Raw genomic sequence first — 25,244 nt, forward strand, 5'->3', positions numbered from 1 at the left:
TTGCATATCTCTGCAAGATCTATTCAATACCTGCTATCAACCAAATAATATTTATAGTATAAATTTTTCGATAAACTAAGAAGGATAGTAACTAATATGGATTTCTTAAAAAGAGCATTTATAAAAAAAGTTGTAGATGATCTCATTTCGTTAAATGGAACCGAGTTCGAGTATTTTTGTAAACCAATATTTGATTTAATTGTTAACGAAGTATCTATTCATAAAGGAAGTAACCTTTATGCGAAACCGATCAGTAGAACAGTTGACTTTTCAACTAATAATTTTGAAACTGTTGGGCAATGTGGGACAGATAATGATTACTTCGATGTATTTAGCAAAAAATATGATGAGCTTTTAAAATTAAAGCTAGAAAATACGAAGCCAGTAAAGGATATATATTCTACGTTAAAAAATAGTGATCAATGCTCAAAAATCATTCTATTTGCCAATCAAGAAGCAAAGGCTGGGCGGCTAGATAATATAAATAAAGTAATTAGGTACTTAGATATCAAACAGGAAGTTATTGTTGTTGACTCTGAAAGCATTGCTAACATCATTGTTGATAATATCTCCAACCAAAAATTCATTCTATCACTAATTGACTATCTCCCTACGGCTAGTACAGTTTACTCAGCAATTTCAATGCATAATAAACTTCCGCCATTGCCCTCTGACTTTGTGGTTAGAAAAGAGGAACCTTCTATTATTGAAATGATAAGCAAGAATAAAGTCTCTGTTGTTCATGGAGTCAGTGGTATAGGGAAAAGTAAAATAGTCCTTGGTATTGCTCATAAACTAACGAGTGAATTTGATTCGATAATCTGGGTTGGCTTGAATGAGCAAAAGGAATTCAACTTTAGCTCGGTTAAAGTTAGTGATTTTGATAAAAATTTAAATGTAGCAAATCTTTGCGCAACGTATAAAACCTTAATTATATTAGATAATTTTTTTGGAAACGTAACTGACATTGAAGATGAATTCAAATTATTTGCACAGGATGACAGCAGAGTTTTAATTACTTCATTAGACAAATCTACTGAAGGGGCAAGCTGCATTCATCTTTCTGAAATGAGTGCTGATGAATCTAAGGAAGTTATAAATAAACGAATAGATATCGATAGTAGGTATGTGAATAAAATTATTGCTCATATAGGTGGGCACCCTCTATGCTTGGAACTTGTATGCCAAATAATTAGAGATGAAAAGTACAACGAGTCCGAAATGCAGCAATTTCTCCAAGAAATTCAAGATATTCCAAATGAAATAGTTCGTGGAAAGTCTCAAACTATATCAGATTTAATCATCGGAAAGTACGTAGATAAATTCCAAAAAGAGTTCTCTCTCATATCACTAATCGATTCAGAGCTAATTAGTAACTATATATTCAATAAACTTCTTGGAATGAAAGCGATTAGGAATCTTGAAAAAGCCTCCCTCATAGTTCGTTCAGGGTTATATCATTCAAACATCCATTCGATTGTGTTGCTTTCTATCAATAATTTGATTGGAAAAAACCCTACAATAAAAGAGCTAAAAGAAAATATTTGCAACCTTCTTTTAGTTGAAAATGAATACAAAAAATCTGGATATTACAACTTTTGCGTAACGCACAATAAGCTCTTAAATGACCTATATCAAGATGATTTGAGTGCTAATTATCGCAAAGCTCTATTGTATGCAATTATTCAAACCACAGATAATTTGGTCTTCAAAGCAAATCTTATTAGTGAGGTAGAGAGCTTTGATTTAAGTAGGAACACTCTAGAGGATCTTCTGTTACTAATTGAAAAGTTTGAATTAGAACTAATATCAATAGATAGAAAAACTGATGAAAGACGATATCAGATAGAATCAACTAAAGCAGTTGAAGAGCTTCAAAGAATCAATTTAGAAGTTAAAGAAGAAAACAACATCAAATTGCTTATTGAGCATCATATTGCAAAGATTTACTATTGGAAAGGAGATATTTCTACTTCTGAGAGACTATTTAATGAACTACTTTCAAAATTCCCAAATAGCGAGCAATGCATGCTACAACTTGCAAGGATTGCGGATAATAAAAAACAGTATAAGGAAGCTGAAAAATACATAGACGAAGTCTTAGGTAATATCAGAGCTGAGTCATCTCACTCTATAATTCTTTCTTTTTACGACTTGATATCTAATTCTAAATACAAAACCTCTAGAGAGAAGTATATAGATAATAGGATTGAAGAATTTATATCAGATATCTCTGTAACACTGCTTTCTTCATTTGACCATCCCTATAGAGTATTAAGCTCTTTGTCAGGCCATCTTGGTTATAACTTGCCAGATGCGTTCGTGTCACTCTGTACAAATTTACCGACCCCTGATAATGGTAGCCAAAATAATAAGCTTATGATGTCATATGCTGATATTCAGATGGCGCTATATCGCTTATACAAATATAATAACTATGAGTACAAAGATAAGAAGCTAAGTGAAACCTCCTATTTAGCAGAAAAATACTATGTTGATTCTCAACCAACTAATGACTTTGATAACCTTAAAGTAGCAAAATTTTATAATGAATTAGGTAAATTTGGCAAAGCGGAGGAGTACCTACTAAAGATAGAAAAGAAAGACCCTTTTTATTATCAAAATCGTGCAAAACAACTGAAAGGATGTGGTGATACTGAAAGTGCTCTTGAAGCAATTGACAGTGCAATTGAAGGCCTTAGACGCAGAGAGTGTGGTGATTGGTTTTTATCTAGCTTTTTAAATGATAAAGCAGAAATATTATATAAAGGAAATATAGAAAAAGCTATAGAAGTACTCACTGACGCAATAGATAAACAAAATAATATTAAAACAAAAAAAGCTTGGGAAAGTAAAATTTTAAGTTGGCAAGCTAGTTGCTAACAACCAATTTCAAATGGAGATATTATTCAGCGTCGGTATAGTTCACTAATGAGTATGGATTGTTTTTTGAGTTAAAGGTACAAAGAGAACAAGTAGTTTTTACTCAAAATGATTATACTTATCTACAGTAAATCAGCTTCACCATTATACTGTAACTTTATTCTAGATATTGTAGAATAAAAAAAGGACACCTCTCGGTGTCCTTTTTTATTAATCAAATACTTAGCTATTGAATATTATGCTTCAACGCCAGCATCTTGACCTTTATATTTTGCGTTTGCGTAGTCCCAGTTCACTAGCTTGTCTAGGAACGTGTCAACATAGTCAGGACGACGGTTACGGTAATCTACATAGTACGCGTGTTCCCATACATCACAAGTCAATACCGCTACTTGGTCATGTGCAAGTGGGGTGTCAGCGTTAGCAGTTTTGGCGATTGACAATTTGCCACCGACTTTATCAGCAACTAGCCATGCCCAACCTGAACCAAACTGAGTCAATGCTGCGTTTTTGAACTCTTCACGGAATTTATCGTAGCTACCGAAATCTTCTTCGATTTTTGCTTTTAGATCGCCAGTAGGTTCGCCGCCGCCGTTCGTTGGCGTCATGCAGTTCCAGTAGAACGTGTGGTTCCATACTTGAGCTGCTTGGTTGAACATACCTTGCTTGCTGTCATCTTTAGCAGTCGCTACGATGATTTCTGGCAATGTTTTGTCTTCTAGACCAGAACCTGGCAACATGTCTTTTAGCTTGTTTACATAAGCAGCATGATGCTTGTCATGATGATACTCTAGCGTTTCGGCACTGATATGTGGCTCTAGTGCATCTTTTGCATATGGTAGGTCTGGTAAAGTAATGTTTGACATAATTATTTTATCCTTGCTGTTTAGCCGTTAGTTTATAAAAACTTGCTTATAGAAACTGAATTTTACGCTATTTTTACACCGCAAAAAACACTATAAAATAGCGGACTAAATTGGCTGAGTTTATTGTTTGAAATGAACTTTATCGCTTGATACACGGTACTGCTCAATACAATATCACGTATCATTATGAATCCAAAATTAACCTAGCGGTTACTTATTGCTATTATTCTTCGCCAAAAAGTCAAGTCTCTGACTTTATAGACTTTTATTAACTTAATATTCACAAGCTATAAGATATAATTCACTGTAGCTTGGTATCTATTATAGCAATAGTGACCAATAATATCAGTTACCAAATGTTATAGCCCGTACAATCTGTATAGCGATTGGTTATTTATTAAACGGTAACTGCATTCACTCTAAACTCATGCGCTATCATGATTAGTATAACTACTTCAATCGACAAACAATTTATCAATTAACGCTACAGAAGATAAATAAAGCTCACTCGAATAATAATTTTTCATCATTTTCATATAACGGACTGACTCTATGAGCACCACTGATACCTCGTTAACTGCTACCCATCCGACATCTGGTAACCAATGGGTACTGGCCAGCAACAATAAAGGCAAATTGGCTGAGTTTAAACGGCTATTTGCCGAAGCGAACTTGGACGTGACGATTGTCCCGCAAGGTCAGCTCGATATTGAAGACGCCATCGAGGATGGTTTAAGCTTTGTAGAAAACGCCATTATCAAAGCCCGCCATGCGAGCCGTATCAGTGGACTGCCTGCGATTGCGGATGATTCAGGACTGTGCGTGCCTGTACTAGGTAATGCACCGGGGATTTACTCTGCTCGCTACGCTGGTGAGCACGGTAACGATAGTAAAAACAACGCCAAGCTCATCGCCGACTTGCAGCCTATCCGCGCAGCGAAGCCAGATGTTCCTATTAAAGGTATGTTCGTTTGCGTACTGGCAATGGTGCGTCATGCCGATGACCCGCTACCGATTGTCGCCCAAAGATTATGGCATGGCGAAATCTTGGATACGCTACATGGTGACGGTGGTTTTGGTTATGATCCATTGTTTTGGTTACCTGACTTGCAAGCCAGTGCGGCTAGTCTGAGCGCTGCTGATAAAAACAGCATCAGCCATCGTGGTCAGGCAATCCAGCAGCTATTGGCGCAGCTACCTTTATAAGTATTTTATAGCGGTTCTATCCATAACTATCCGTAAGTGCGCTTAATGCTCATAGTGCGCTTACAACCTTATCGCTGTTTTTTATCCATTATCTGATTTATTGAATACGAATATGGCTAACCCCTTATATAAAATTAAGCTATATAAGAGCAAGCAACATAAGGAAACATGCTGTCAAAGAGATAATTTTTACTTTAATAAACAGATAGATTATACTGTTCTACTTTTAAAATTTTGTTGAAATCCGTTATTTGGCTGTATAATTCACCAAAAAGCGTTATTATGCGGTGCATTAACGGTTTATTATCGATATTTGATAGCATGGACAACCTCAGCAGGTTCACCTTTTGGTATCAGCGGCGATTGCTACTGGCACTGAATTTGACGTTGTGCGCTATCGCTATTCCCTATTTATTTCAACGGCAGCCCGTCGTACATGCCCGTAATTTGAGGCGCGGTCTGTCTATTACAATTTAACCCTAAGTACTATTTCATTAATCAAACGTACTACTTAATCCTAAAGGTGTAATTAACATGGCTACAGATTTACAAGTCACAACCAACAAGCTATCTAATAAAGAAACCCAGCTAACGGTTAAAGTGCCCGTTGAAAAAATTCAAAACAAAGTTGAAGGCCGTATTCGCCAAGTTGCGAAAACTGCCAAGATTGACGGTTTCCGTAAAGGTAACGTCCCTATGTCACACATCCGCTCTCAGTACGGTGCTGGCATTCAACAAGAAGTTATCAACGATGTCATCCGTGATACTGTATTTGAAGCGATCAAATCTGAAGACATCCGTGCTGTTGGCATGCCTAACATCGACGACGTAAAACTTGAAGACGATTTCTTGGTATATCAAGCCACTGTTGAAATCTTCCCAGAAGTAGATGTACAAGGTATCGATGAGATCGAAGTTGAGCGTCACACTGCACAAGTTAGTGAAGAAGACGTTGACACTATGATCGAAAATCTACAAAAGCAACGTGAAGAGTTCGTTGAGAAAAAGGGCATGGCTGCGAAAGACAACCAAGTGACTTTTGACTTTGAAGGCTCTATCGACGGCGAAAAATTCGAAGGCGGCTCTGCTGAAGACTTTAAACTAGTTATCGGTAGCAACCAAATGATTCCTGGCTTTGAAGCGGGTATCAAAGGCATGAAAGCTGGCGAAGAAAAAATCATCGACGTAACTTTCCCAGAAGATTACCAAGCTGAGAACCTAGCTGGTAAAGAAGCTCAGTTCAAAATCAACGTAAAATTGGTTGAAAAATCTAAGCTACCTGAAATCAACGAAGAGTTCCTTGAGCTATTCGGCGTAAAAGAAGGCGGCGTTGAGAAGTTGAAAGAAGACGTGCGCAAAAACATGGAACGCGAAATCAAAAACGCTGCACGTAGCCAAGTTAAGCAAGCGACTTTTGACGCATTGCTAGAAAAGAACGAGTTTGACGTACCAAACGCGATGCTAGAGCAAGAAATCGAGCGTCAACGCAACATGATGATGCAACGTTTTTCTCAGCAGTTCGGCGCGAATGCTGATAGCTTCGATAAAGACATGCTGCCAAATGAGCTATTTGAAGAGCAAGCACTACGTGCTGCCCGTCTTGGCATCATCGTTGCCCGTGTTATCGACACTAAAGGCTTAGAAGTAGATCAAGAGCGTGTAGAAACCTTCATCAAAGAAGCCGCTGAAAACTACGAAGATCCAGCAGAAGTTATCGAGTACTACACCAATGACAAGCAGCAGCGCGCTAACATTGAGTCTGTTGTACTAGAAGACCAAGTAGTAGATTACTTGATCGCACAAGGCAAAGTAACTGATAAAGAAGTTAGCTACCAAGACTTGCTAGCGGCTCAGCAACAACAGCAGCAAGCAATGTAATTGATACGACAGGCTATCTTTTTAGATATGCTGTAGTCGGTTATCAAAACTAAAATGCGCCCCCGACCTTTTGATCGGGGGCGCATTTTTTATGGCGTTCGTTAACTAAATAAAATCAGCTACAATTATCGACTCTACAAACATCGAACCTATAAACATCGAATCTACAAGCATCGTACTTGTAATATAAAGCACGTTTTACACCAAAACAGGCGCAAATACAGCACTCAATCCTAGCAGCACTAGCCCGCGCTGTAACCACAAGCTATCACTAAAGCGTTGCTGCAACTGCTGACTAACCAGCGTACCAACTGCATATAGCGCTAGCATCGTGACCATCATCCCTGCGTAAAATCCCAGCTGACCGCTCACACCGACATTCGCTGGTACTTCCATCGCGTGTGCCATGCCATGAAACACCGCCAGACCACCAAAGCCAAATAACGATAGCTGCTGAATGCTTGGCGTGCATGCTGTATGAGTCTGCGCAGAGAATGCCTCTTGTCTGCTTTTTTGGCTCATTAAGACCATAGCCAATACAACCACCGACAGTGATATCGCCACTTCAATTAGCCCAGATGATGCAGCAAATGCGATACCGCCAATTAGAACGCCAGCCGTGCCCAATATCGCGCCTAATGACAACCCTGCCGTCAATGACATCATGCCTAAGCGCTGCTTTTGTAGCCCATAAAACAACATGCCCATGCCTACTGCCAAAAACAGATGATCAAAGCCAGTCACTGGATGCATCAGTCCTGCTTGCAACGTACCTAAAAATGATGACGCTTGCGCGGTAGTCGAGTGAATATGACCTGAGTGTGCTTGTGCCAATGACGGTAGCATTAGTGATGTCATCATCACAGCCGAACCAGACATGATATGACGAGCTGAGAGCACTTGTGAGAAGCGAGAATTTTGGGTGTGAAGACCTTTTGTATACTGTGTCATGCGGTTTTTCCTTATTCTTTATATTTTAATGGTAAAAGCTTATTTGCTCTTTAGGCAAGCATGCCATGTTCTTTAATAAAGGCGATAATCTCGTCTAGCCCATCACCTGTTTTCATATTGCTGAAAACAAAAGGTTTGTCGCCACGCATTTTTTTGGCATCGCGTTCCATCACTTCAAGCGAAGCACCAACCATTGGTGCAAGGTCGGTCTTATTAATAATCAACAAATCAGACTTGGTAATGCCGGGGCCACCTTTACGAGGTATCTTATCGCCTGCAGAGACATCAATGACGTACAAGGTCAAATCAGACAACTCCGGGCTAAATGTCGCGGCTAGATTGTCGCCACCTGACTCAATGATAATCAACTCCAAACCTTCAAAAGTCGATTGTAGCTCAGCAATCGCAGTCAGATTAATAGAAGCATCTTCGCGGATAGCTGTATGCGGACAGCCACCCGTCTCTACGCCGCGGATACGCTCAGCAGGCATGGCATCATTGCGGGTCAGAAACTCTGAATCTTCTTTGGTATAGATGTCATTGGTCACCACTGCCATATTGACCGTATCGCGCAGGTTTTGGCATAGTCTTAATGTCAAAGCAGTTTTACCACTACCAACAGGCCCACCAATACCAAGGCGTAAGCACGATAAGGCAGAAGATGGTTTCTGGCTGTCGCTATCAGTCTGCACGTCTGACGCAGCGTGAGAGTTTTGTAGTTTAAGCGGAGTTAGAGACATATTAATTTCCTAAAACAGTTTGTATATTAATAAGTATAAATAGAAATAAAGGTACATTTATGAGCGGAACAACCGACTGTATTGCTCCTCGTGCATGCTCGAAAGAATAGCCAAATTGGGCAAGTTATTCGAGATATTAAGCGATTCATAGAGGTCTTGGCATAACTGCTGACAGTCTGGTTCTTCACTTTTATCTACAGTATTGGTAGTGTTTATCGACATAACTAGAGCATCAAAGGCCTGTTGTACATCATCGCTTAGAGCATCAACCTGAGCACCCAAATCGCTTTGCAATTGCCATAAGATACGCTGACCTGCCATTTGTCCTAGCGGTACGGTCTTGACAGCAGCAAGCACCATATTCTCTAGTTGAGCAAATCCATAGGTAGTCATCGACTGCGCTAATGGCAGCTGCCAATGCTGAGCAACATGAGCAAATAGCGGCAAAAATCCATTTTCAGGTATTTCGGGAGGTATACCAAGACTCAGCACTTCGTTGAGCCAAGACACCATCGCCTGTGCCAACTGCTGCGACTCCAGTACAAACTCTTTACTCTCGAGACCAGCGTGATAATCATGTGCTAAATTTGCTGCTAGCGCTTCATGACCTTGGCTGAGTGCGCACATTATCAGCCCTAATACAGGCAGCTCGTAGCCAACAACCGCAAGCGCTAGGTAGTCCTGCATAAATGTAAGCGTACTAGCTTCATCAGAGACAACCCCTGACTCAATCGCTGACTCCACACCTTGCGAATAGGTATAGCTACCAATCGGCAAATTGCTCGATGCCAGCATCAGTAGCTGTCCAAGTTGGGCAGACTGAGTAGGCTGAGCACTGGTATCAACCATCATTTGAACGACCTACAGGCGCATCATGATGACTATGGCTATGTTGATGTCCGTGGCTGTGGCTTTTATCATGGCTATGGTCATGACTTTCCTTATGACTATGAGAGTCACTATGCGAGTGTGCATGGGAGTGAGAGTGTCCATGCGCATGCCCTTGGCCCGTTTGATAAGCGCCTGTTTCAGGCTCAAATGGCACTGAGGTAGACTCGATATGTAAACCAAGATTTTCTAACATTTGTGCCAGCACATGATCGTTTTCAAAATATAGCGCATAGCCTGCCTCACCCTGAGCAAAACTGTGGTCAAACATCAATGGCACATGACGATTGCCCAAATGATAAGCGCCTTTCATTAGTAGAAAGTCATTGTCAGCAGTCACTTTGGTCACCGCTTGCGACTTGGCGATGACTTGCATCAACTCCCCTGATTCATTGATAAGGACATCATCGCCTTTCAATACGCCTGTACGAGGCAGGTCAACACCAACTGCCTCACCTGAGACAGTAATGGCTCTAAAGCGGGAATGCTGACGAGTATCAAAATCCAATAGCAGGTAATCGTCGGCTTTATACTGTTCTGCCAATTGTGTTTTTTGGACATCGCTAGGCGTACTTAGACGGGTATTAAATATTTTCATAAAGATAAGGCTCTGTTTACTGTTGCTCAAACTATTAAGGTATAAAACTTAAAATTTTAGAATACTAAAACACTTAGAATAACAAAGTGTTTAGAATAAAAAGTAACGCTGCGCCATGGGTAGTACATCAGCTGGTTCACAGGTGAGTGTCTTACCATCCGCACGTACTTCATAGGTCTCAGGATTGATATCCATATCTGGGCAGTAGCTGTTAAAACGCATATCACTTTTACGAATTTTACGGATGCCGTGTACTGGCTGAATGAATTTGGTCAATCCAAGCTGCTTATCCACTTGTTTGTCGATCGCTGCTTGCGACATAAAGGTAATGCTAGTTTGAGCGACTGATTTTGGATATGTAGCAAACATAGGACGATAATGCACAGGCTGAGGGGTGGGAATAGAGGCATTAATATCGCCCATCGGTACCGCAGCGATAAGCCCGCCTTTTATAATGCACTCAGGTTTTACCCCGAAAAACTTGGGCGACCATAGCACCATATCTGCCCATTTTCCCACTTCGAGTGAGCCGACCATATCGCCAATACCGTGAGTAATCGCAGGATTTATTGTATATTTTGCGATATAACGTTTGATACGGAAGTTATCGTTGTCCGCGCTTTGGTCATAGTCTGTCAAAGTGATGTACTGTTGCTCATCTTCAATGGTCGCTGTTGCATCTGGTGCTAGATGGCCACGTTGCACTTTCATTTTGTGCGCGGTTTGCCAAGTACGAATAACCACTTCACCCACCCGTCCCATCGCTTGCGAATCACTACTCATCATCGAAATTGCGCCCAAATCATGCAAGATATCTTCTGCAGCGATGGTTTCTTGACGAATACGGCTTTCAGCAAAGGCCACGTCTTCAGCAATAGCAGGACTCAGGTGATGACAAACCATCAGCATATCGAGATGCTCATCAATGGTATTTACAGTGTATGGGCGCGTTGGGTTAGTCGAAGATGGCAAAACATGCGACTCGCCAATAGCCTTTAGAATATCGGGCGCATGGCCACCGCCTGCCCCTTCAGTATGAAAAGTATGGATACAGCGGTTTTTAAAAGCAGCGAGCGTACTTTCGAGATAGCCACTTTCATTTAAAGTATCGGTATGAATGGCCACTTGCACATCATAGTCGTCAGCGACGCTCAAACAGTTATCGATGGCTTGCGGCGTTGTACCCCAATCTTCATGTAGCTTTAGCCCCACGGCACCTGCTTCGATTTGTTCAGCAATGGGTTCTGGTACACTCACATTGCCTTTACCCAGTAGTCCAATATTCATAGGGATGCTATCAGTAGACTTTAGCATTGAGGCAATATGATATGCCCCTGGTGTACAGGTGGTGGCAAGCGTACCTTGAGCTGGCCCTGTGCCGCCGCCCAGCATTGTAGTTACCCCTGACATAAGCGCCGTCTCACACTGCTGAGGCGCGATAAAATGAATATGACTATCGACGCCACCTGCTGTGAGGATTTTGCCTTCGCCAGAAATGATTTCGGTAGCACCGCCAATAGGAATATCAATAGCAGGCTGGATATCAGGATTGCCCGCTTTGCCAATGGCACTGATGCGACCATCTTTGATACCGATATCCGCTTTATAGATGCCTGTATAGTCAACGACCAATGCATTGGTAATAACTGTATCGGCAACTTCCGCGCCTAGTAACTGTCCTTGTCCCATACCATCACGGATGACTTTACCACCGCCAAATTTAACTTCTTCACCTTTGATTTCAATAGGCTTGCTGCTACTTTCACTACTTTGTGACGTATTCGCTTGGTCAACAGCAGTATCTTTATGACTGGTTAAATCTGCTTCAACCTGTAGCCAAAGCTCGGTATCGGCAAGACGGACTTTATCACCTGTGGTAGGACCAAAATGCTCAGCATAAATGCGACGACTGACTCGCTTCTGCGAAGTAGCAGTTGCCTTTTTATCAGTAGTGCTCTCTGATATTTTGTCTGGATGAGCGGCGCCCATGACGCGCCCAGCAAAACCATATACATCTTGCTTGCCAGCGTATGCTACCAATTCGACTTCTCGCGATTGACCAGGTTCAAAACGTACGGCAGTCCCAGAGATAATATTCAGGCGAAAACCTCGAGTCTGCTCTCTCTCAAAACTCAAGGCATCATTGACTTCATAAAAGTGATAATGCGAGCCGATTTGGATAGGTCTATCACCAGTATTACTGACACTGATAGTCTGCACCTGTCGACCTTGGTTTAAGATAATATCGCCATCTTGGATATGGTATTCGCCTGCTTGCATGGTAGCCGCCTTATTTTATAGTGAGCATTTCAGTGCTATAACAATGGTATACAGCGTTACACGATGGGATTATGTACCGTGACCAGTTTGGTGCCATCAGGAAAGGTCGCCTCAATTTGCACTTCATCTACCATCTCTGCAACACCTTCCATGACATCATCAGCAGACAAATACGTAGCACCTTCACTCATTAATTCGGCAACTCTTTTGCCATCTCGTGCGCCTTCCATCAGCAACATACTGATATAGGCAATAGCTTCAGGATAGTTAAGCTTAACACCGCGGTTTTTGCGGCGCTCTGCTACCATACCAGCCGTAAATAGCATGAGTTTATCTTTTTCTGTTGGGGTCAGGTGCATGACTGTTCCTTGTTGTACTTATCATTATATTTATAGCAGATTAGAGGCTTTCAAAGCATTTGATATCGATTAAAAATAGTCGCAATATATCTTAGTTTCATTATTTAAGGTGGCCGTATTAAGTGTCCCAAATACGTGGGCGACAGGGCTCAAGTTGCCACCAATGGTCTCGTAAGACTTCTCTCAGCTGATAAAACGCCTCAAAACAACCACGTACATCTGAGCCGATGTAGCGGATATTGATCGCTTGGCAATTATGAGTGCAGTAGACAGGCAGTTGTGCTTGAGCAATGACTTGGCGCAATGCTGCTACGGTATTGTCTAGATAGCGGGTTAATGACTGTTTGATAGTTGCTTGGGCCGTTTCGGTCGATTGCGTGGTTTGTGATGCAGAGAGTGCAAGATTGTCATGGACGTCGCTCAAGCTTGGGACTGCCCAAAACGATCCATAAATGTGCTGGTTCGCTAATCCTAAATTTGAGGTAAACCAGCGATTTTGTGCTGCCTGTGCCACTCGCTCAGCAACGATAACCTTACTATCTCGATAAATATTCAATCCAGTATGATAACGCCCTTGCAAAAACTGCTCGTCGTAAGCTTGCCGCCCAAATACGCTAATCTCCCATGTCAGTAGACTAGATGAATCCGTCAAATCGAAACGGCTCACTGCATGCATATTGGCTTCGTTATAAATGATACTCTCTTGCGGCAGCCATTCTAAACGGGTATCTGCTGCGAGGTTGGCTTGTACATGTTGACTAGCATAATCAGCTATCTCGTCTTGACTCATACTTTGGTGAGTGTCGTTGTCGCTCAACGGAGCTTTATGTTTTTGACTAACACTGTCTTTGCCGTACCATTTACCTGCCCCTGGTGTGGTGATAACAGCATGGCTACCACTATCTAAGTTTAGGTCTATGGTCAGCGTATCACCGCCTGCGATACCGGCTGGCGGGTACAACATCAGTATGTGACAAATACCCTGCTGCACGCTTGGCTCAGGATACAGAGCACGCTGTACCATCAAGGCACCCGTGTGCTTACGATGATAAAGCCGCGTTTTTGAGTTATCAGCCGTACCTTCTTTGGCCGTACTTGTACTGCTAACAGTGTCAAAGCTTAATGCTAAAGAAGAGGCCCAACTCATTTTATATACTCATTTACCAATTAAATATGTTTCAGTGTTTTATGTGGCAGCTATCATTTGCTATGTGTTAAGAACTCTATTGCCAATCGTTAATTACAGTTCATTAGCGACAGTAATATCAGAATAATAACGGAGGGATATAGCCTACACCATTTATCGTGCCTAGCGCACCATGATAAATCAAAGCGTCAATATTTTTATTGATACAAGCATTGTGCCAACCCTTGATAGCAGATAATCAAATAGACAACCTTACCAACTCAAAACTTTGATTTGTCTGCGCTTTTTCTTTTTTGGATTAGACGATAAAAATAACCGTATATTTCCAACTATTTTCTAAACGTTTTTTGAGCCTTATCTATTTATAAAATCAGCAGATATTTGCACCAAAACAGTACATTTTGTCCATAATAGTGCATTTTTTAGCGTTATTGTTAGCGCAATACTTTATGAAGATTTTAGATAAGCAAAAATACTAAACGCATAACTATTTGCAGGCTTAGTCAGTAAGATAGGTAGATTGTAGGGCTATTAATCAGGTATTCTATGTTAAAAAGTCAGGTCAAACATGATTTACGCTATTTGTATCAAGACAGATACTGTCGATACAGATACTATCAATATCCGTCCGACTTGATAATAGATAAGATAGTATTTATCTACTTTTAGACGTATTTTTAGTGCAAGTTTCAATATAAGCAATGAGTCCTAGACATATCGGAGGGTCACTTTTTCAGCTATTTTATGCACAAACCCGTTTTATAGGCTTGAATAGTGAGCGCAGCCCCCTTATAAACAACCCATTAGTCAAAAACTACTAGACAATAAAATCATTCAATCCATTTTTATTTTATACATTTATCGATAGGACTTTTCTATGACAGATTATGATCGCATCACTGCCAACCCGCATTTTGATATGCTGATGAGTGCACACAAAGAAGTACAGACCACGCAAGCGGCTTTAGTACCTATGGTGGTTGAACAGTCCTCACGCGGTGAACGCTCGTTTGATATTTTTTCACGTCTATTACGTGAGCGCGTTATCTTTTTGACCGGTCAAGTCGAAGACAATATGGCTAACCTTATCGTTGCCCAGTTGCTATTCTTAGAAGCTGAAAATCCTGACAAAGATATCCATTTGTATATCAACTCACCAGGCGGCTCAGTAAGCGCTGGCTTGGCTATTTTTGATACCATGAACTTCATCAAACCTGAAGTGTCTACTATCTGTATGGGCGGTGCTTACAGCATGGGTTCATTCCTATTGGCTGCTGGTCAAAAAGGCAAGCGCTATTCACTGGCTAATGCTCGCGTTATGATTCATCAGCCTTCAGGCGGCGCGCAGGGTCAAGCAACAGATATCGAAATCAACGCTCGTGAAATCCTTAAAACTCGTGCACGTCTAAATAGTATCTTAGCTGAGCGCACTGGTCAGCCAGTAGAGAAAATCGAAAAAGACGTTGAGCGTGATTATTGGTTAGATGCACAAGAAGCCAAAGAGTATGGTTTGGTTGACGAAGTATTAGAGCGTCGCCCTGAATCTTTGTAATCTAAGCATTAACGTGATGCCTCTTAATTAAGAGTGCAATCATAAGACCTTTTATAGTTTATTTGCCGTACAGTAAACCGTTATCAATGTCATACCTGACCATTAGAAGGTATGACTATTGAATAAATACGATAATCGACATACTACAAATAAACTAACCAGTTTTAAATTTTAGGAGCGCCTTTTATGGCAGAAGATAATACCCCGCAGTGTTCGTTTTGCGGTAAAGCCAAAAGCGATGTACAGCAACTGATTGCTGCTGACGATGCCAACATCTGTAATGAATGTATCGAGCTATGTACTGACTTAATCGCAGACAGCGCAGAGCACGGTGATGACGATAGCGAAGTAGATACTTCTTGGGTCAATAAAAAATTACCAACGCCAAAAGAGCTGCGTGCCAAGCTTGATGAATACGTCATCGGTCAGGACGCTGCCAAAAAAGCATTGGCTGTGGCCGTCTATAACCATTATAAACGCCTAAAAGTTAGCCAGACGCTAGCCAACGACAGCAAAAAAGCTAAAATTGGCGCTGACGATGCAATGGTAGAATTGGCTAAGAGTAATATCTTGCTAATCGGTCCAACTGGTTCTGGTAAGACGCTACTTGCGCAAACCTTGGCTCGTCTGTTAGATGTACCTTTTGCGATGGCTGATGCCACGACCTTAACCGAAGCTGGTTATGTTGGTGAAGACGTTGAAAACATCGTACAAAAGCTCCTCCAAGCTTCTGACTATGATGTAGCCAAAGCTGAGCAAGGTATCATCTACATTGATGAAATCGACAAAATCAGTAAAAAAGGTGACAACCCATCTATCACTCGTGATGTGTCAGGTGAAGGCGTACAGCAAGCGTTGCTAAAGCTAATCGAAGGCACTGTGGCTGCTATCCCGCCGCACGGTGGCCGTAAGCACCCGCAGCAAGAGCTGATACAGGTTGATACTAGCAATATCCTAATCATCGTTGGTGGTGCATTTGCTGGACTTGATAAAGTCATTCAGCAACGTACCGAAAAAGGCGGTATCGGCTTTAACGCTGATGTCAGCTCAAAAGACGATAGCCGTCGCAGCTCAGACTTGCTACAAGAAGTCGAGCCAGAAGATTTGATCAAGTTTGGTCTGATTCCTGAGCTAATCGGTCGTCTGCCAGTACTTGCGGCACTGCAAGAGCTAGATGAAGCAGCCCTAGTACAAATCCTGACTGAACCTAAGAACGCACTGGTAAAACAGTACAAGTACTTGTTCGATATGGAAGGTGCTGAGATTAGCTTTACTCAAGAAGCTCTAGATGCCATCGCCAAAAAAGCAATGGAGCGTAAAACTGGTGCACGTGGTCTACGTTCTATCGTAGAAAACGCCCTGCTTGAGACTATGTATGAGCTACCTTCTATGGAAAATGCTAAAACTGTAATGGTTGATGCGGACGTTATCAATGAAGGTAAAGTGCCTAAAATTGCTTAATTTATAATTGATATGAATATTCCGTTATTATTAACGGACTACTAAAAAAGCGTCTGGCTGAATAAGCTCAGGCGCTTTTTTTTATGCCTATTATTTAACCAATTTATCTGTTAGATAGCTTGCCTACTAGATAACTTGCCTACTGAAAATTGGCGACTTTCATTACACCTGCTCCGAAATGACAGTAGCGTTTATCAATCGCGAGTAAGCATCAGTGCAAACCATGCTAATGTAGATAGTCTGTCTTGACCTTTATACTTTATTTCTATATACCACTATATATAGTCCGTAAACTCATATGATTAATAAGACAAAGGATTGTTTATTATGCTCAACCATGTGACCGCTATGGCGACTTCATTGCGCCAACATCTACCGTTTTCTTCTAACCGTACCTCGTTGGATGACTCGGACGTTGCATCCTACTATCGCAACCATGTCGCTGCCATTACAGGCGGAGGCTCTGGTATGGGACGTGAGCTGGCCATTCATTTAGCGAAAATGGGCTGTCATGTTGCACTATCGGACATCAATCCTGAACAGCTAGCAGCGACCAAACAGTTACTTGCCAATTATGATGTCAACGTCACTATGACCGTACTCGATGTATCAGACAATAAAGCCGTGGAAGCATGGGCTGATAGTGTGATGAGCGATCATGGCAAAGTAAATTTCATCTTTAACAATGCAGGTGTCGCACTCTACTCTACCGTCGAAGGCAGTAGTATTAGTGAGCTTGAATGGGTAATGAACATTAATTTTTGGGGCGTGGTTTATGGTACTAAGGCATTTTTACCGTTAATCAGAAACAGCGTTAAACAGAGCCAGTTTGGCGAGCACGGACATATTATTAATATCTCAAGTCTGTTTGGTTTGACCGCTCAACCATCACAGTCAGCCTATAACTCTAGCAAATTTGCCGTACGCGGCTTCACGGAGAGCTTACGCCAAGAGCTAAACATTCAGAACTGCGGGGTATCAGCAACTTGTATCCATCCGGGCGGCATCAAAACCAATATTGCCAACAGCGCGCGCGGTAATGAGAGCATCCATGATATTGGCATGAGCACTGGGCCCAAAGCCATCAGAAGTTTTAATAAGTTCTTAAAATTCGATGCCAATGAAGCGGCTTGGATTATCCTACAGGCAGCAGCGACCAACCAGCAGCGTTGTTTAATTGGTAACGATGCCAAGATGATTGATGCCATTCAGCGGGTATTTCCATCACACTATAGCCAAGTGCTGAACGACTTCCATCAACTGTCCCGCAAACTAAAACCACGTCGTCATAAGAAGCTAAAGACGGTCGAATAATATTTTATAAACACTCCCTATTTCATGGGAAATTGATGAATTTATATATAAAAAGCCCAGCTATAGTTGTAGCTGGGCTCTTTTAAGCGTTGTTGTTGCTGATTAAGGATAAGACTGAATTTTGAGACTATTGATGATATTTCAGTTCAATACTTCAAAGATTAAGGCAGTTTCATATCACCAGCGACCAACCAGCCCATACGGCGCATGATATAAGCCACTAACCCTGCAATCATCGCAGGCAATACAAACATCAATAGAATAATCGCTGTCCACAGCTGACTAGTGCTCATAATCTCTTGTGACGCTTCAATCACCCCAAACACACCAACCAAACCAGCAGTACCCATACCCGCACCTGTCGCGGTACAAGCCAATCCAAAACCAACGGTTGCGATAGGCCCGACGATAGCGCTAGCAATGACAGCAGGTAGCAGAACGATAGGCTTTTTGAGCACGTTAGGGATTTGCAGCATACTGGTACCCAATCCTTGAGAGATGACGCCACTAACGCCATTGTCTTTAAAACTTGCGACAGCAAAACCAACCATATGCGCTGCACATCCTACCACTGCTGCCCCGCCCGCCAATCCACCAAGCCCAATAGCAATACAAATGGCTGCACTCGACGTTGGTAGGGTCAATAAAATACCAACCACTACGGCAATGACGATACCCATTAGCAGTGGCTGTAATTCAGTAGCGGCATGAATACCCTGACCGATAGCTGCGACCCCTGCTACGATAGGCGGATTAAGCAGTGCGCAAATTAAGAGAGCAATACCGCATACAACCAATGGTACCAATAAAATATCAAGCTTCGTCTTACCAGCGACCCAAGTGCCAGCACGATAAGCAAACACAGAAGTCAGATAAGCGCCAATTGGATTGCCCGGCAGTGCTACAAAAGTTGCAGGCCCACCCACTTGCGGCGTAAAAAGCGTGCCTGCCATTAGTGCTTCGGAATGGGCACCAAGCATACCTGCCACAAGGCAGCTGAGCATCACTAGCGTTGGCGCTTTGAGATAGTAAGCGATACCTACACCGATGCCAGCACCCATCAATATCGAGGCAAGCTTCCCGACCGCGACTAATGCTGGCAAATCTAACCAGCCACCGATTTGCGAGATAATCAGACCTGCAATCAACGTGACGAATAGCCCTAAAGCCATACCAGTAAAAGCATCGATAAAGTACTTTTGAAAGAACGCTTTAATAATGCTTGCTTGCGGTGTTACTGAGTTAGATACGGTCATAACCATACTCTTAATGGATATTTAATAGGATAAAACAGCTAGAAAGCTTTTGATAAAATAAAGAGATAAAAAAAGCGTCACTACGACGCTTTTTTAATAAATACAATAACTGTAAACGACTGAACCTAGCGACGCTGTTCAACGATAATAGAATCTATACCATTGTTTTGTAGGCGCTGCTGTGCCGTCGTCACTGCTTGACGGTTATTCAAAGGACGCGAGATGACTTGATAAATTGGCAAGCCATTACCCGTTGTGTTTTTGACCACGCGAGCATCGACACCTGCCATCAGTACTTGCGCACGGCGACGATCCGCTTCATCTGCATCACTAAAGCTATTAATCTGCAAGATATAGGTCGCTGCAGGTTTGGCAGCTTGGATGCTGGCCGTACCTGCTGCTGTATTATTATTATTGCGGGTTGTAGCGTTGCTAGTAGCAGGCGGCGTACCATCATAAGTTGCATCTTCTTCAACGACAACGATATCCTCACTAGACCCAGCATTATTACTACCAGCAGGTTCGACAGTCGCATTTTCCGAACTACCGAAGCTGCCGGTTTCTGTACTGCCTGCATTGCTCTCTGGTTGAGTAACGACGACGTCTGGTTCAAACGCACCGATATCGCCTATTTGATCATTATCAATATCAGCGATATCTTCATCAGGGATGGTTGCCATCTCTTGATTTGGCAAAATATCGTAGAACTCATAATCGCCATTGTCGGTATCAGTATCCACACGTGGCTGTACTTGGCGATCAGGGTCATTCTCAGCACTACCATCAGCGGGGCTGAAATTGAATAATGGTGAGAGGTAGATAAACACCCCGATCATAAGGGTCAATACGGCCCCAACAAACATCCACAATAAGCCTGATACGCTACTTGATTTGCGCTTTTCTGTTGCGCCTTTAGGTTTTTTGGCTAGCATGGATCTCGTTCTCCCTACTGGATTTAACTATCATCATCGAATTAATGCTATCAGCTGTCTATACTCATGTCACATTTTAGAAAAGTACTACATGCTAGACGGTGCAGACAAGCCTAGCAGACTAAGGCCATTTGCCAATACCTGTCTAACGGCTTTTGACAGACGCAAACGTGCTTGCATTAAGTCTAGCTCATCCTGACTTGGCGTTTCACCTGACGTCAAGCTCATTGGCAAGATACGATTGGTGTCATACCAACCATGGAACAATGCCGCCAGCTCTTTTAGGTAGTTGGTCAAGACGTGCGGTTCATAACCAGTCGCTGCACGAAGTAACGTCGCTGGATATCCTGCTAACAGTTTAATCAGCTCGTCTTCGTTTGGCGCACTTAGCAAGTCTTGATGTGCCAAACCAATGGCATCATCTACGGTCAAATCGTAGGTTGCCAATTTTTCTAACACGCGGCAAACGCGCGCATGAGCGTACTGAATATAATACACTTGATTGTCTTTGCTTTGTGATTTGGCAAGTTCTAAGTCAAAATCTACATGCACTTCAGGCTTACGCGCTACATAGTAGAATCGTGCAGCATCGTTACCGACTTCTGCACGTAGCTCACGCAAGGTCACAAACTGACCAGAACGCGAAGACATTTGTACTTTTTCACTACCGCGCCATAACGCGACAAACTGTACAAGCACTACATCTAGACGTTCTGCATCGATACCAAGAGCCAGTAGCGCTGCTTTTACGCGTGGGACATAACCATGATGGTCTGCGCCCCAAACGTTAATGACTTTATCAAAGCCGCGATCGAACTTATTTTTATGATAAGCGATGTCAGAGGCAAAATACGTCGACTGGCCATTGGCACGGCGTACCACACGGTCTTTTTCATCGCCGAAATCAGTCGATTTAAACCAGATATTGCCATCTTTTTCGTATAGGTAGCCTTTGTCATCTAGTATCTGTAGGACAGGCTCAATCTCGCTATCGATAGATCTTTCGCTAAACCAGCACTCGTAGCTCACACCAAAGTCATTTAAGTCGTCTTTGATATCTGCCAAAATACTGCTCAATGCCGCGTTTAAAAATAACGCGTAGCTGTCACCTAACAAAGACTTACTATTGGCAATCAAGCCATCAATGTGTGCTTCTTTATCACCTGAGATAACGGTTTTTTCGCCATCAGCATTAATCTCAAACTTAGCGTCTTCTGACACATCTTTGGCAACGTCTGCGAAACTATGTACGTAGCTATCGCCATGCTGGGTTTTTAGCGTCTGTGCGATGTCACTGACATAATCACCCTGATAGGCGTTGACTGGGAAAGTTATCTCTTCACCATTTAGCTGTAGATAGCGCAAATATGTACTGGTGGCTAAGATGTCCATTTGACGACCAGCGTCATTGACATAATATTCACGCGTGACGTCATAGCCAATAGCTTCTAACAAGTTAGCGACGCTCATGCCAAATGCAGCACCGCGACCGTGACCGACGTGCAGACTTGACGTTGGATTGGCAGAAACGAATTCAACTTGAACTTTTTGACCGTCAAACTGATTACTCAAGCCAAAGCGATCTTGCAACGTGAAAATATCGTCCAATACAGAAAACTTAGCTTCCGAGTTTAAAAATACATTGATAAATCCTGGTCCTGCGATTTCTACTTGGCGAATGTCTTGATTGTCAGGCAATGCGCTGACGATTTTTTCAGCAAGTTGACGCGGATTGGCCTTGGCTGCTTTCGCTGCCGTTAGTGCGATATTACTGGCAAAATCACCGTGACTTAAATCTTTCGTACGGGTAATTTGACTGTTGTTTTGCCAATCGCTTGGTAGCGTACCATCTGCTTGTAGGGTTTGAATTGCATCGTTAAATAGGGATGCAAGCGTATCAATTTGGGCTTGTGACATAAGAATTTGAACTCAATTAAATAAACAACAAAAACGGTGCGAATGCGAGCAATCGATAACGGCTTATTATAATAGCGACCGACATTGCAGGGATAGAATAATGTAAAAAGATAAGTAACCTGTAAATATAACAATCTTTGCGCTTTATTGCACCATTTGCGCCAAAATTAGCACTAAAATCTTACCGTTATCAGGATTTGGGCTGACTAATATCAATGATCCAAAACTGATAAATAACTCATAACAGGAATTGTAGCGTTACTGTTGCTCAATACTGGGCAGTCGTTTATACCTGACTGCTTCCACGTTATAATAATGGTTTGTACGGCTCTTCTAAGATATAGAAGACGCGTTACTACTCTATTATAGGATTACGCCATGTTTGCTATTGCCGCCAGTACTGTCACCAGTTGGGGACTGTACGTCTTGTTGCCGATATTCATCGCTTTCTTGTTTTTTATTATGTGGGATATCTCTAAAACGTCTGAAGCTGGGCGCGCTGGTACTTTTTGGATATTCTTAGCCCTAGGCGCAGGTTCTGTTGGTTTTATCCTTAAGATAGTCATGGAAGTCGCTTTCAAAAAATGGTTAATCTAATTGGCCATTTTTATCACTATCCTTTGATATCGCTTAGGACATAAGTAGCAAAACTAAAAACGTAATATACAGCCTATGACTGCTGCGCTTGATAAGGTGTCAGTCATTTAAATCAAAGTCTTTTGAATCAAAGCCCCTCAAATCAAAGTCTTCTAAATAAAAGAAGCTACTGAGCCTTAGTATTATTTTTTATGACCTGACTCACATACGTTGGTAGGTCCCACGCTCCACCAGCAAAACCTCGGCACATGCCCGTACTAGACTCTTCGCTCTTAGCAAACGTTTCACCATTCCACGTCCATGTAGTACGATTCCAGCAGTCACCGATACCTCGGTCTTTGTGAGTAGCGGAAATCTCACCATCAAAATAATCATTTCCTGCTGTCGTGATAAGCGTAGGTTTGCTAGGTTTTGCATTATCAATGAGCCAATAGCCGTTACTGGAATTGTAAGCGCCTAGCCAGCAACTATGCGCGGCTAACGTATAGCTATCATCAACCGGTATAAAATCCCAACCAAGCATCGTAGAGCCATACTCTGACATTCGCTGATATGTTTCAGTTTTTGGGTTGATTAGCTCACAGTCGCCCATTATGTCTTTGGACCCTATAAGCTGCTCATCGTTAATATCGACCCAGTTATCAATATTTTTCTGAAAATACGCCAGCTTTGATGGAGCAAGTGTTTTGTTGTCTTTTGCTGAATATGCAAATGCTTTTTGAATGATTGGTTTTGGCAAAGCTACTTTAGGACGTTGACGATTTAGATTATGCTTACTGACCAATGCTATCGGCGTCCCTACTCGACCTTGTACATCGTCTAGTTTGAGCAATACTGCCGACATGCCTTTATCGCTGATCTGCCAGTGGTTGTCGCCCGCTCTAATCGCTATCTTGGTCGCTATACGAGCATGATCAAGCAGTGCTTGGGTCTGCTTGGCTGACAAGTCGTATAGTAGACTGTCTTCTTTATTGGGTTGCAGCAGTCCATAGTTTTTATTGTTTAGCCAAAGCTCAGCAGGCTTAAGATCATCTAGCGGCACTTCTGAGACAAACTGAATTTGCGCTTTTGGTAGAGCTACTTTTGGCAATGCTGTGAGCAATATTGAGGCAGGCTCATCTATGAGTGCTTCACTAGCGTATCCAGCAGCTCGACAAGTGCGCGTATTATCACAAACCACTTGCCAGTCGTCTTGTACAAAGCCCCAGCCTTCGGATACATCCCCATAACCTGCCATAGCAGGTAGCGATAGCAAGCTGATGGTAGCTACAATCAAAGTCTTTGATGTCTTCATAATGCTTTCCTTATATTAGCTACCACCATCAACGCTACTTTTTGGCAATCAAAGTCGCACGCATGGGAGCAGGATATCCTTCGACGGTCTTAGTAGAATCATTAGGATCCAAGAAATCTGCTAACGAATGATAAGTCATCCATTCGGTTTGTCGTTGTTCTTCAGTCGAGGTGACTGCCACATCGACGCAGCGCACATCTGAAAACCCTGCTTTCTCTAACCAGCCAATTAATGCCGCCACCGATGGCAAGAAATAGACGTTATTCATCTGCGCATAACGGTCGTGCGGTACTAGTACAGTATTAGCATCACCTTCAACCACCAACGTCTCAAGCACCAGCTCACCACCTTTGACCAATTGTCCTTTAAGCTGTTGTAAATGCTCAAACGGTGACTGACGATGATAAAGTACGCCCATGCTAAATACGGTATCAAACAGCTGACTGTGCTCAGGTAACGCTTCAAGCGGTACAGGAATATAATGCGTCCGATAGCTGCCCGCATCACTAGCGTCTGCGGCACCAACAAAGTGACGAATCGCCATAAACTGATGATAAAACAAACATGACGGATCAATAATAATAACGGTATCCGCGCCAGCCCCTGCCATGCGCCAACCATGATAACCGGAGCCACCGCCCACATCCAATACGCGGCGACCGTCCAATCTACTTAAATGCGGCGCAACACGTTTCCATTTCCAATCACTATGCCACTCGGTATCAATCTTAATACCTGACTCATCATCGCCGATTTGACCACCAATCTGAAATGGCCCTTTACGCCATGGCATCAACTGCTTTAATAGTGCCATTGTTTGCTTGCGCTGAGACTCATTTAGACTTGCCTCAATCGTCAAAGTATCGCTGTTTAGATCGACATGATTGACAGCTAAGTTTGGCAAACGAGCGACTGACGCTTGGTAGGCAGGCGCATGCGCATAGTTAGCTTTGTCTTTTATATCACCTAGCCATGTTGGTAATCGTTTGAGCCATTCATAAGCGTTTGGCTGCTGCTGTGCCAACTCTAGTAGAGTTAGATATAATTCGCGTTCGGCGTTGATGATAGTGTCGTTGAGCATAAAAGCAGGTTACCGTATTGATTAAGAAATAACTGTGTTAAAAG

Annotated in this window: 20 protein-coding genes; 7 read left to right on the plus strand and 13 right to left on the minus strand. The window is 42.4% G+C overall.

What is annotated here, in order from left to right:
• Positions 1-96 precede the first annotated feature (96 nt).
• Positions 97-2,883, plus strand: a complete 2,787-nt coding sequence (locus ACIGBM_RS11495; RefSeq protein WP_397477832.1) for a hypothetical protein — start codon at positions 97-99, stop codon at positions 2,881-2,883.
• Between the two features lie 236 nt (positions 2,884-3,119).
• Here ACIGBM_RS11495 and ACIGBM_RS11500 read toward each other — a convergent pair whose 3' ends face one another.
• The gene (locus ACIGBM_RS11500; protein WP_114701857.1) at positions 3,120-3,749 is read right to left on the minus strand and encodes a superoxide dismutase; all 630 of its coding nucleotides are present in this window, start codon (positions 3,747-3,749) and stop codon (positions 3,120-3,122) included.
• Between the two features lie 552 nt (positions 3,750-4,301).
• On the opposite strand from ACIGBM_RS11500, the gene rdgB reads away from it, so the two are divergent.
• On the plus strand, positions 4,302-4,955 hold the full coding sequence (gene rdgB / locus ACIGBM_RS11505; protein ID WP_397477833.1) for an RdgB/HAM1 family non-canonical purine NTP pyrophosphatase: 654 nt from the start codon (positions 4,302-4,304) through the stop codon (positions 4,953-4,955).
• A 534-nt stretch (positions 4,956-5,489) separates the two neighbouring features.
• Positions 5,490-6,833: a trigger factor gene (gene tig, locus ACIGBM_RS11510; protein WP_201579833.1), complete on the plus strand. Its 1,344-nt coding sequence runs from the start codon at positions 5,490-5,492 to the stop codon at positions 6,831-6,833.
• A gap of 198 nt (positions 6,834-7,031) precedes the next feature.
• Here tig and ACIGBM_RS11515 read toward each other — a convergent pair whose 3' ends face one another.
• The 7 genes from ACIGBM_RS11515 to ACIGBM_RS11545 form a co-directional block, all read right to left on the minus strand.
• Complete coding sequence (locus ACIGBM_RS11515; protein ID WP_397477834.1) at positions 7,032-7,784, minus strand: HupE/UreJ family protein; 753 nt, start codon at positions 7,782-7,784, stop codon at positions 7,032-7,034.
• 50 nt (positions 7,785-7,834) lie between these two features.
• Positions 7,835-8,524 carry an urease accessory protein UreG gene (gene ureG / locus ACIGBM_RS11520; RefSeq protein WP_397477835.1) on the minus strand — a complete coding sequence of 230 codons (690 nt, stop codon included), beginning with the start codon at positions 8,522-8,524 and terminating at the stop codon, positions 7,835-7,837.
• Between the two features lie 57 nt (positions 8,525-8,581).
• Entirely contained in the window at positions 8,582-9,376 is a 795-nt protein-coding gene (locus ACIGBM_RS11525) for an urease accessory protein UreF (RefSeq protein WP_397477836.1), read from the minus strand.
• Positions 9,366-10,010, minus strand: coding sequence for an urease accessory protein UreE (gene ureE, locus ACIGBM_RS11530; protein ID WP_397477837.1), 645 nt, complete (start codon positions 10,008-10,010; stop codon positions 9,366-9,368). Before ureE ends, ACIGBM_RS11525 begins: the two co-directional genes overlap by 11 nt.
• Positions 10,011-10,100: 90 nt before the next feature.
• Positions 10,101-12,290, minus strand: coding sequence for an urease subunit alpha (gene ureC, locus ACIGBM_RS11535; protein WP_397477838.1), 2,190 nt, complete (start codon positions 12,288-12,290; stop codon positions 10,101-10,103).
• Positions 12,291-12,346: 56 nt separating this feature from the next.
• Positions 12,347-12,649, minus strand: coding sequence for an urease subunit gamma (ureA, locus tag ACIGBM_RS11540; protein ID WP_057761815.1), 303 nt, complete (start codon positions 12,647-12,649; stop codon positions 12,347-12,349).
• 118 nt (positions 12,650-12,767) lie between these two features.
• On the minus strand, positions 12,768-13,796 hold the full coding sequence (locus tag ACIGBM_RS11545) for an urease accessory protein UreD (protein ID WP_397477839.1): 1,029 nt from the start codon (positions 13,794-13,796) through the stop codon (positions 12,768-12,770).
• A gap of 925 nt (positions 13,797-14,721) precedes the next feature.
• Here ACIGBM_RS11545 and clpP point away from each other — a divergent pair.
• The 3 genes from clpP (at position 14,722) to ACIGBM_RS11560 (ending at position 18,123) form a co-directional block, all read left to right on the plus strand.
• Positions 14,722-15,348, plus strand: a complete 627-nt coding sequence (gene clpP, locus ACIGBM_RS11550; protein WP_197411852.1) for an ATP-dependent Clp endopeptidase proteolytic subunit ClpP — start codon at positions 14,722-14,724, stop codon at positions 15,346-15,348.
• A 186-nt stretch (positions 15,349-15,534) separates the two neighbouring features.
• A complete protein-coding gene (gene clpX, locus ACIGBM_RS11555; protein ID WP_057761822.1) occupies positions 15,535-16,809 on the plus strand; it encodes an ATP-dependent protease ATP-binding subunit ClpX in 1,275 nt (424 codons plus the stop codon).
• A 327-nt stretch (positions 16,810-17,136) separates the two neighbouring features.
• Positions 17,137-18,123, plus strand: a complete 987-nt coding sequence (locus ACIGBM_RS11560) for an SDR family NAD(P)-dependent oxidoreductase (protein ID WP_397477840.1) — start codon at positions 17,137-17,139, stop codon at positions 18,121-18,123.
• 161 nt (positions 18,124-18,284) lie between these two features.
• Here ACIGBM_RS11560 and ACIGBM_RS11565 read toward each other — a convergent pair whose 3' ends face one another.
• The 3 genes from ACIGBM_RS11565 to argS all read right to left on the minus strand — a co-directional run bounded on the left by ACIGBM_RS11565 (position 18,285) and on the right by argS (position 22,228).
• Complete coding sequence (locus ACIGBM_RS11565; RefSeq protein WP_397477841.1) at positions 18,285-19,379, minus strand: PTS transporter subunit IIC; 1,095 nt, start codon at positions 19,377-19,379, stop codon at positions 18,285-18,287.
• A gap of 125 nt (positions 19,380-19,504) precedes the next feature.
• Positions 19,505-20,311, minus strand: coding sequence for an SPOR domain-containing protein (locus tag ACIGBM_RS11570; protein WP_397477842.1), 807 nt, complete (start codon positions 20,309-20,311; stop codon positions 19,505-19,507).
• An 87-nt stretch (positions 20,312-20,398) separates the two neighbouring features.
• On the minus strand, positions 20,399-22,228 hold the full coding sequence (argS, locus tag ACIGBM_RS11575) for an arginine--tRNA ligase (RefSeq protein WP_397477843.1): 1,830 nt from the start codon (positions 22,226-22,228) through the stop codon (positions 20,399-20,401).
• 378 nt (positions 22,229-22,606) lie between these two features.
• Here argS and ACIGBM_RS11580 point away from each other — a divergent pair, with 378 nt between their 5' ends.
• On the plus strand, positions 22,607-22,825 hold the full coding sequence (locus ACIGBM_RS11580; protein WP_101205310.1) for a DUF2788 domain-containing protein: 219 nt from the start codon (positions 22,607-22,609) through the stop codon (positions 22,823-22,825).
• 166 nt (positions 22,826-22,991) lie between these two features.
• Here ACIGBM_RS11580 and ACIGBM_RS11585 read toward each other — a convergent pair whose 3' ends face one another.
• The gene (locus tag ACIGBM_RS11585; RefSeq protein WP_397477844.1) at positions 22,992-24,119 is read right to left on the minus strand and encodes a DUF1176 domain-containing protein; all 1,128 of its coding nucleotides are present in this window, start codon (positions 24,117-24,119) and stop codon (positions 22,992-22,994) included.
• 34 nt (positions 24,120-24,153) lie between these two features.
• Positions 24,154-25,200 carry a tRNA 5-methoxyuridine(34)/uridine 5-oxyacetic acid(34) synthase CmoB gene (cmoB, locus tag ACIGBM_RS11590; RefSeq protein ID WP_397477845.1) on the minus strand — a complete coding sequence of 349 codons (1,047 nt, stop codon included), beginning with the start codon at positions 25,198-25,200 and terminating at the stop codon, positions 24,154-24,156.
• Positions 25,201-25,244: the final 44 nt, after the last annotated feature.

This window comes from Psychrobacter sp. NPDC077938, from assembly GCF_044542635.1.
Lineage (GTDB): Bacteria > Pseudomonadota > Gammaproteobacteria > Pseudomonadales > Moraxellaceae > Psychrobacter.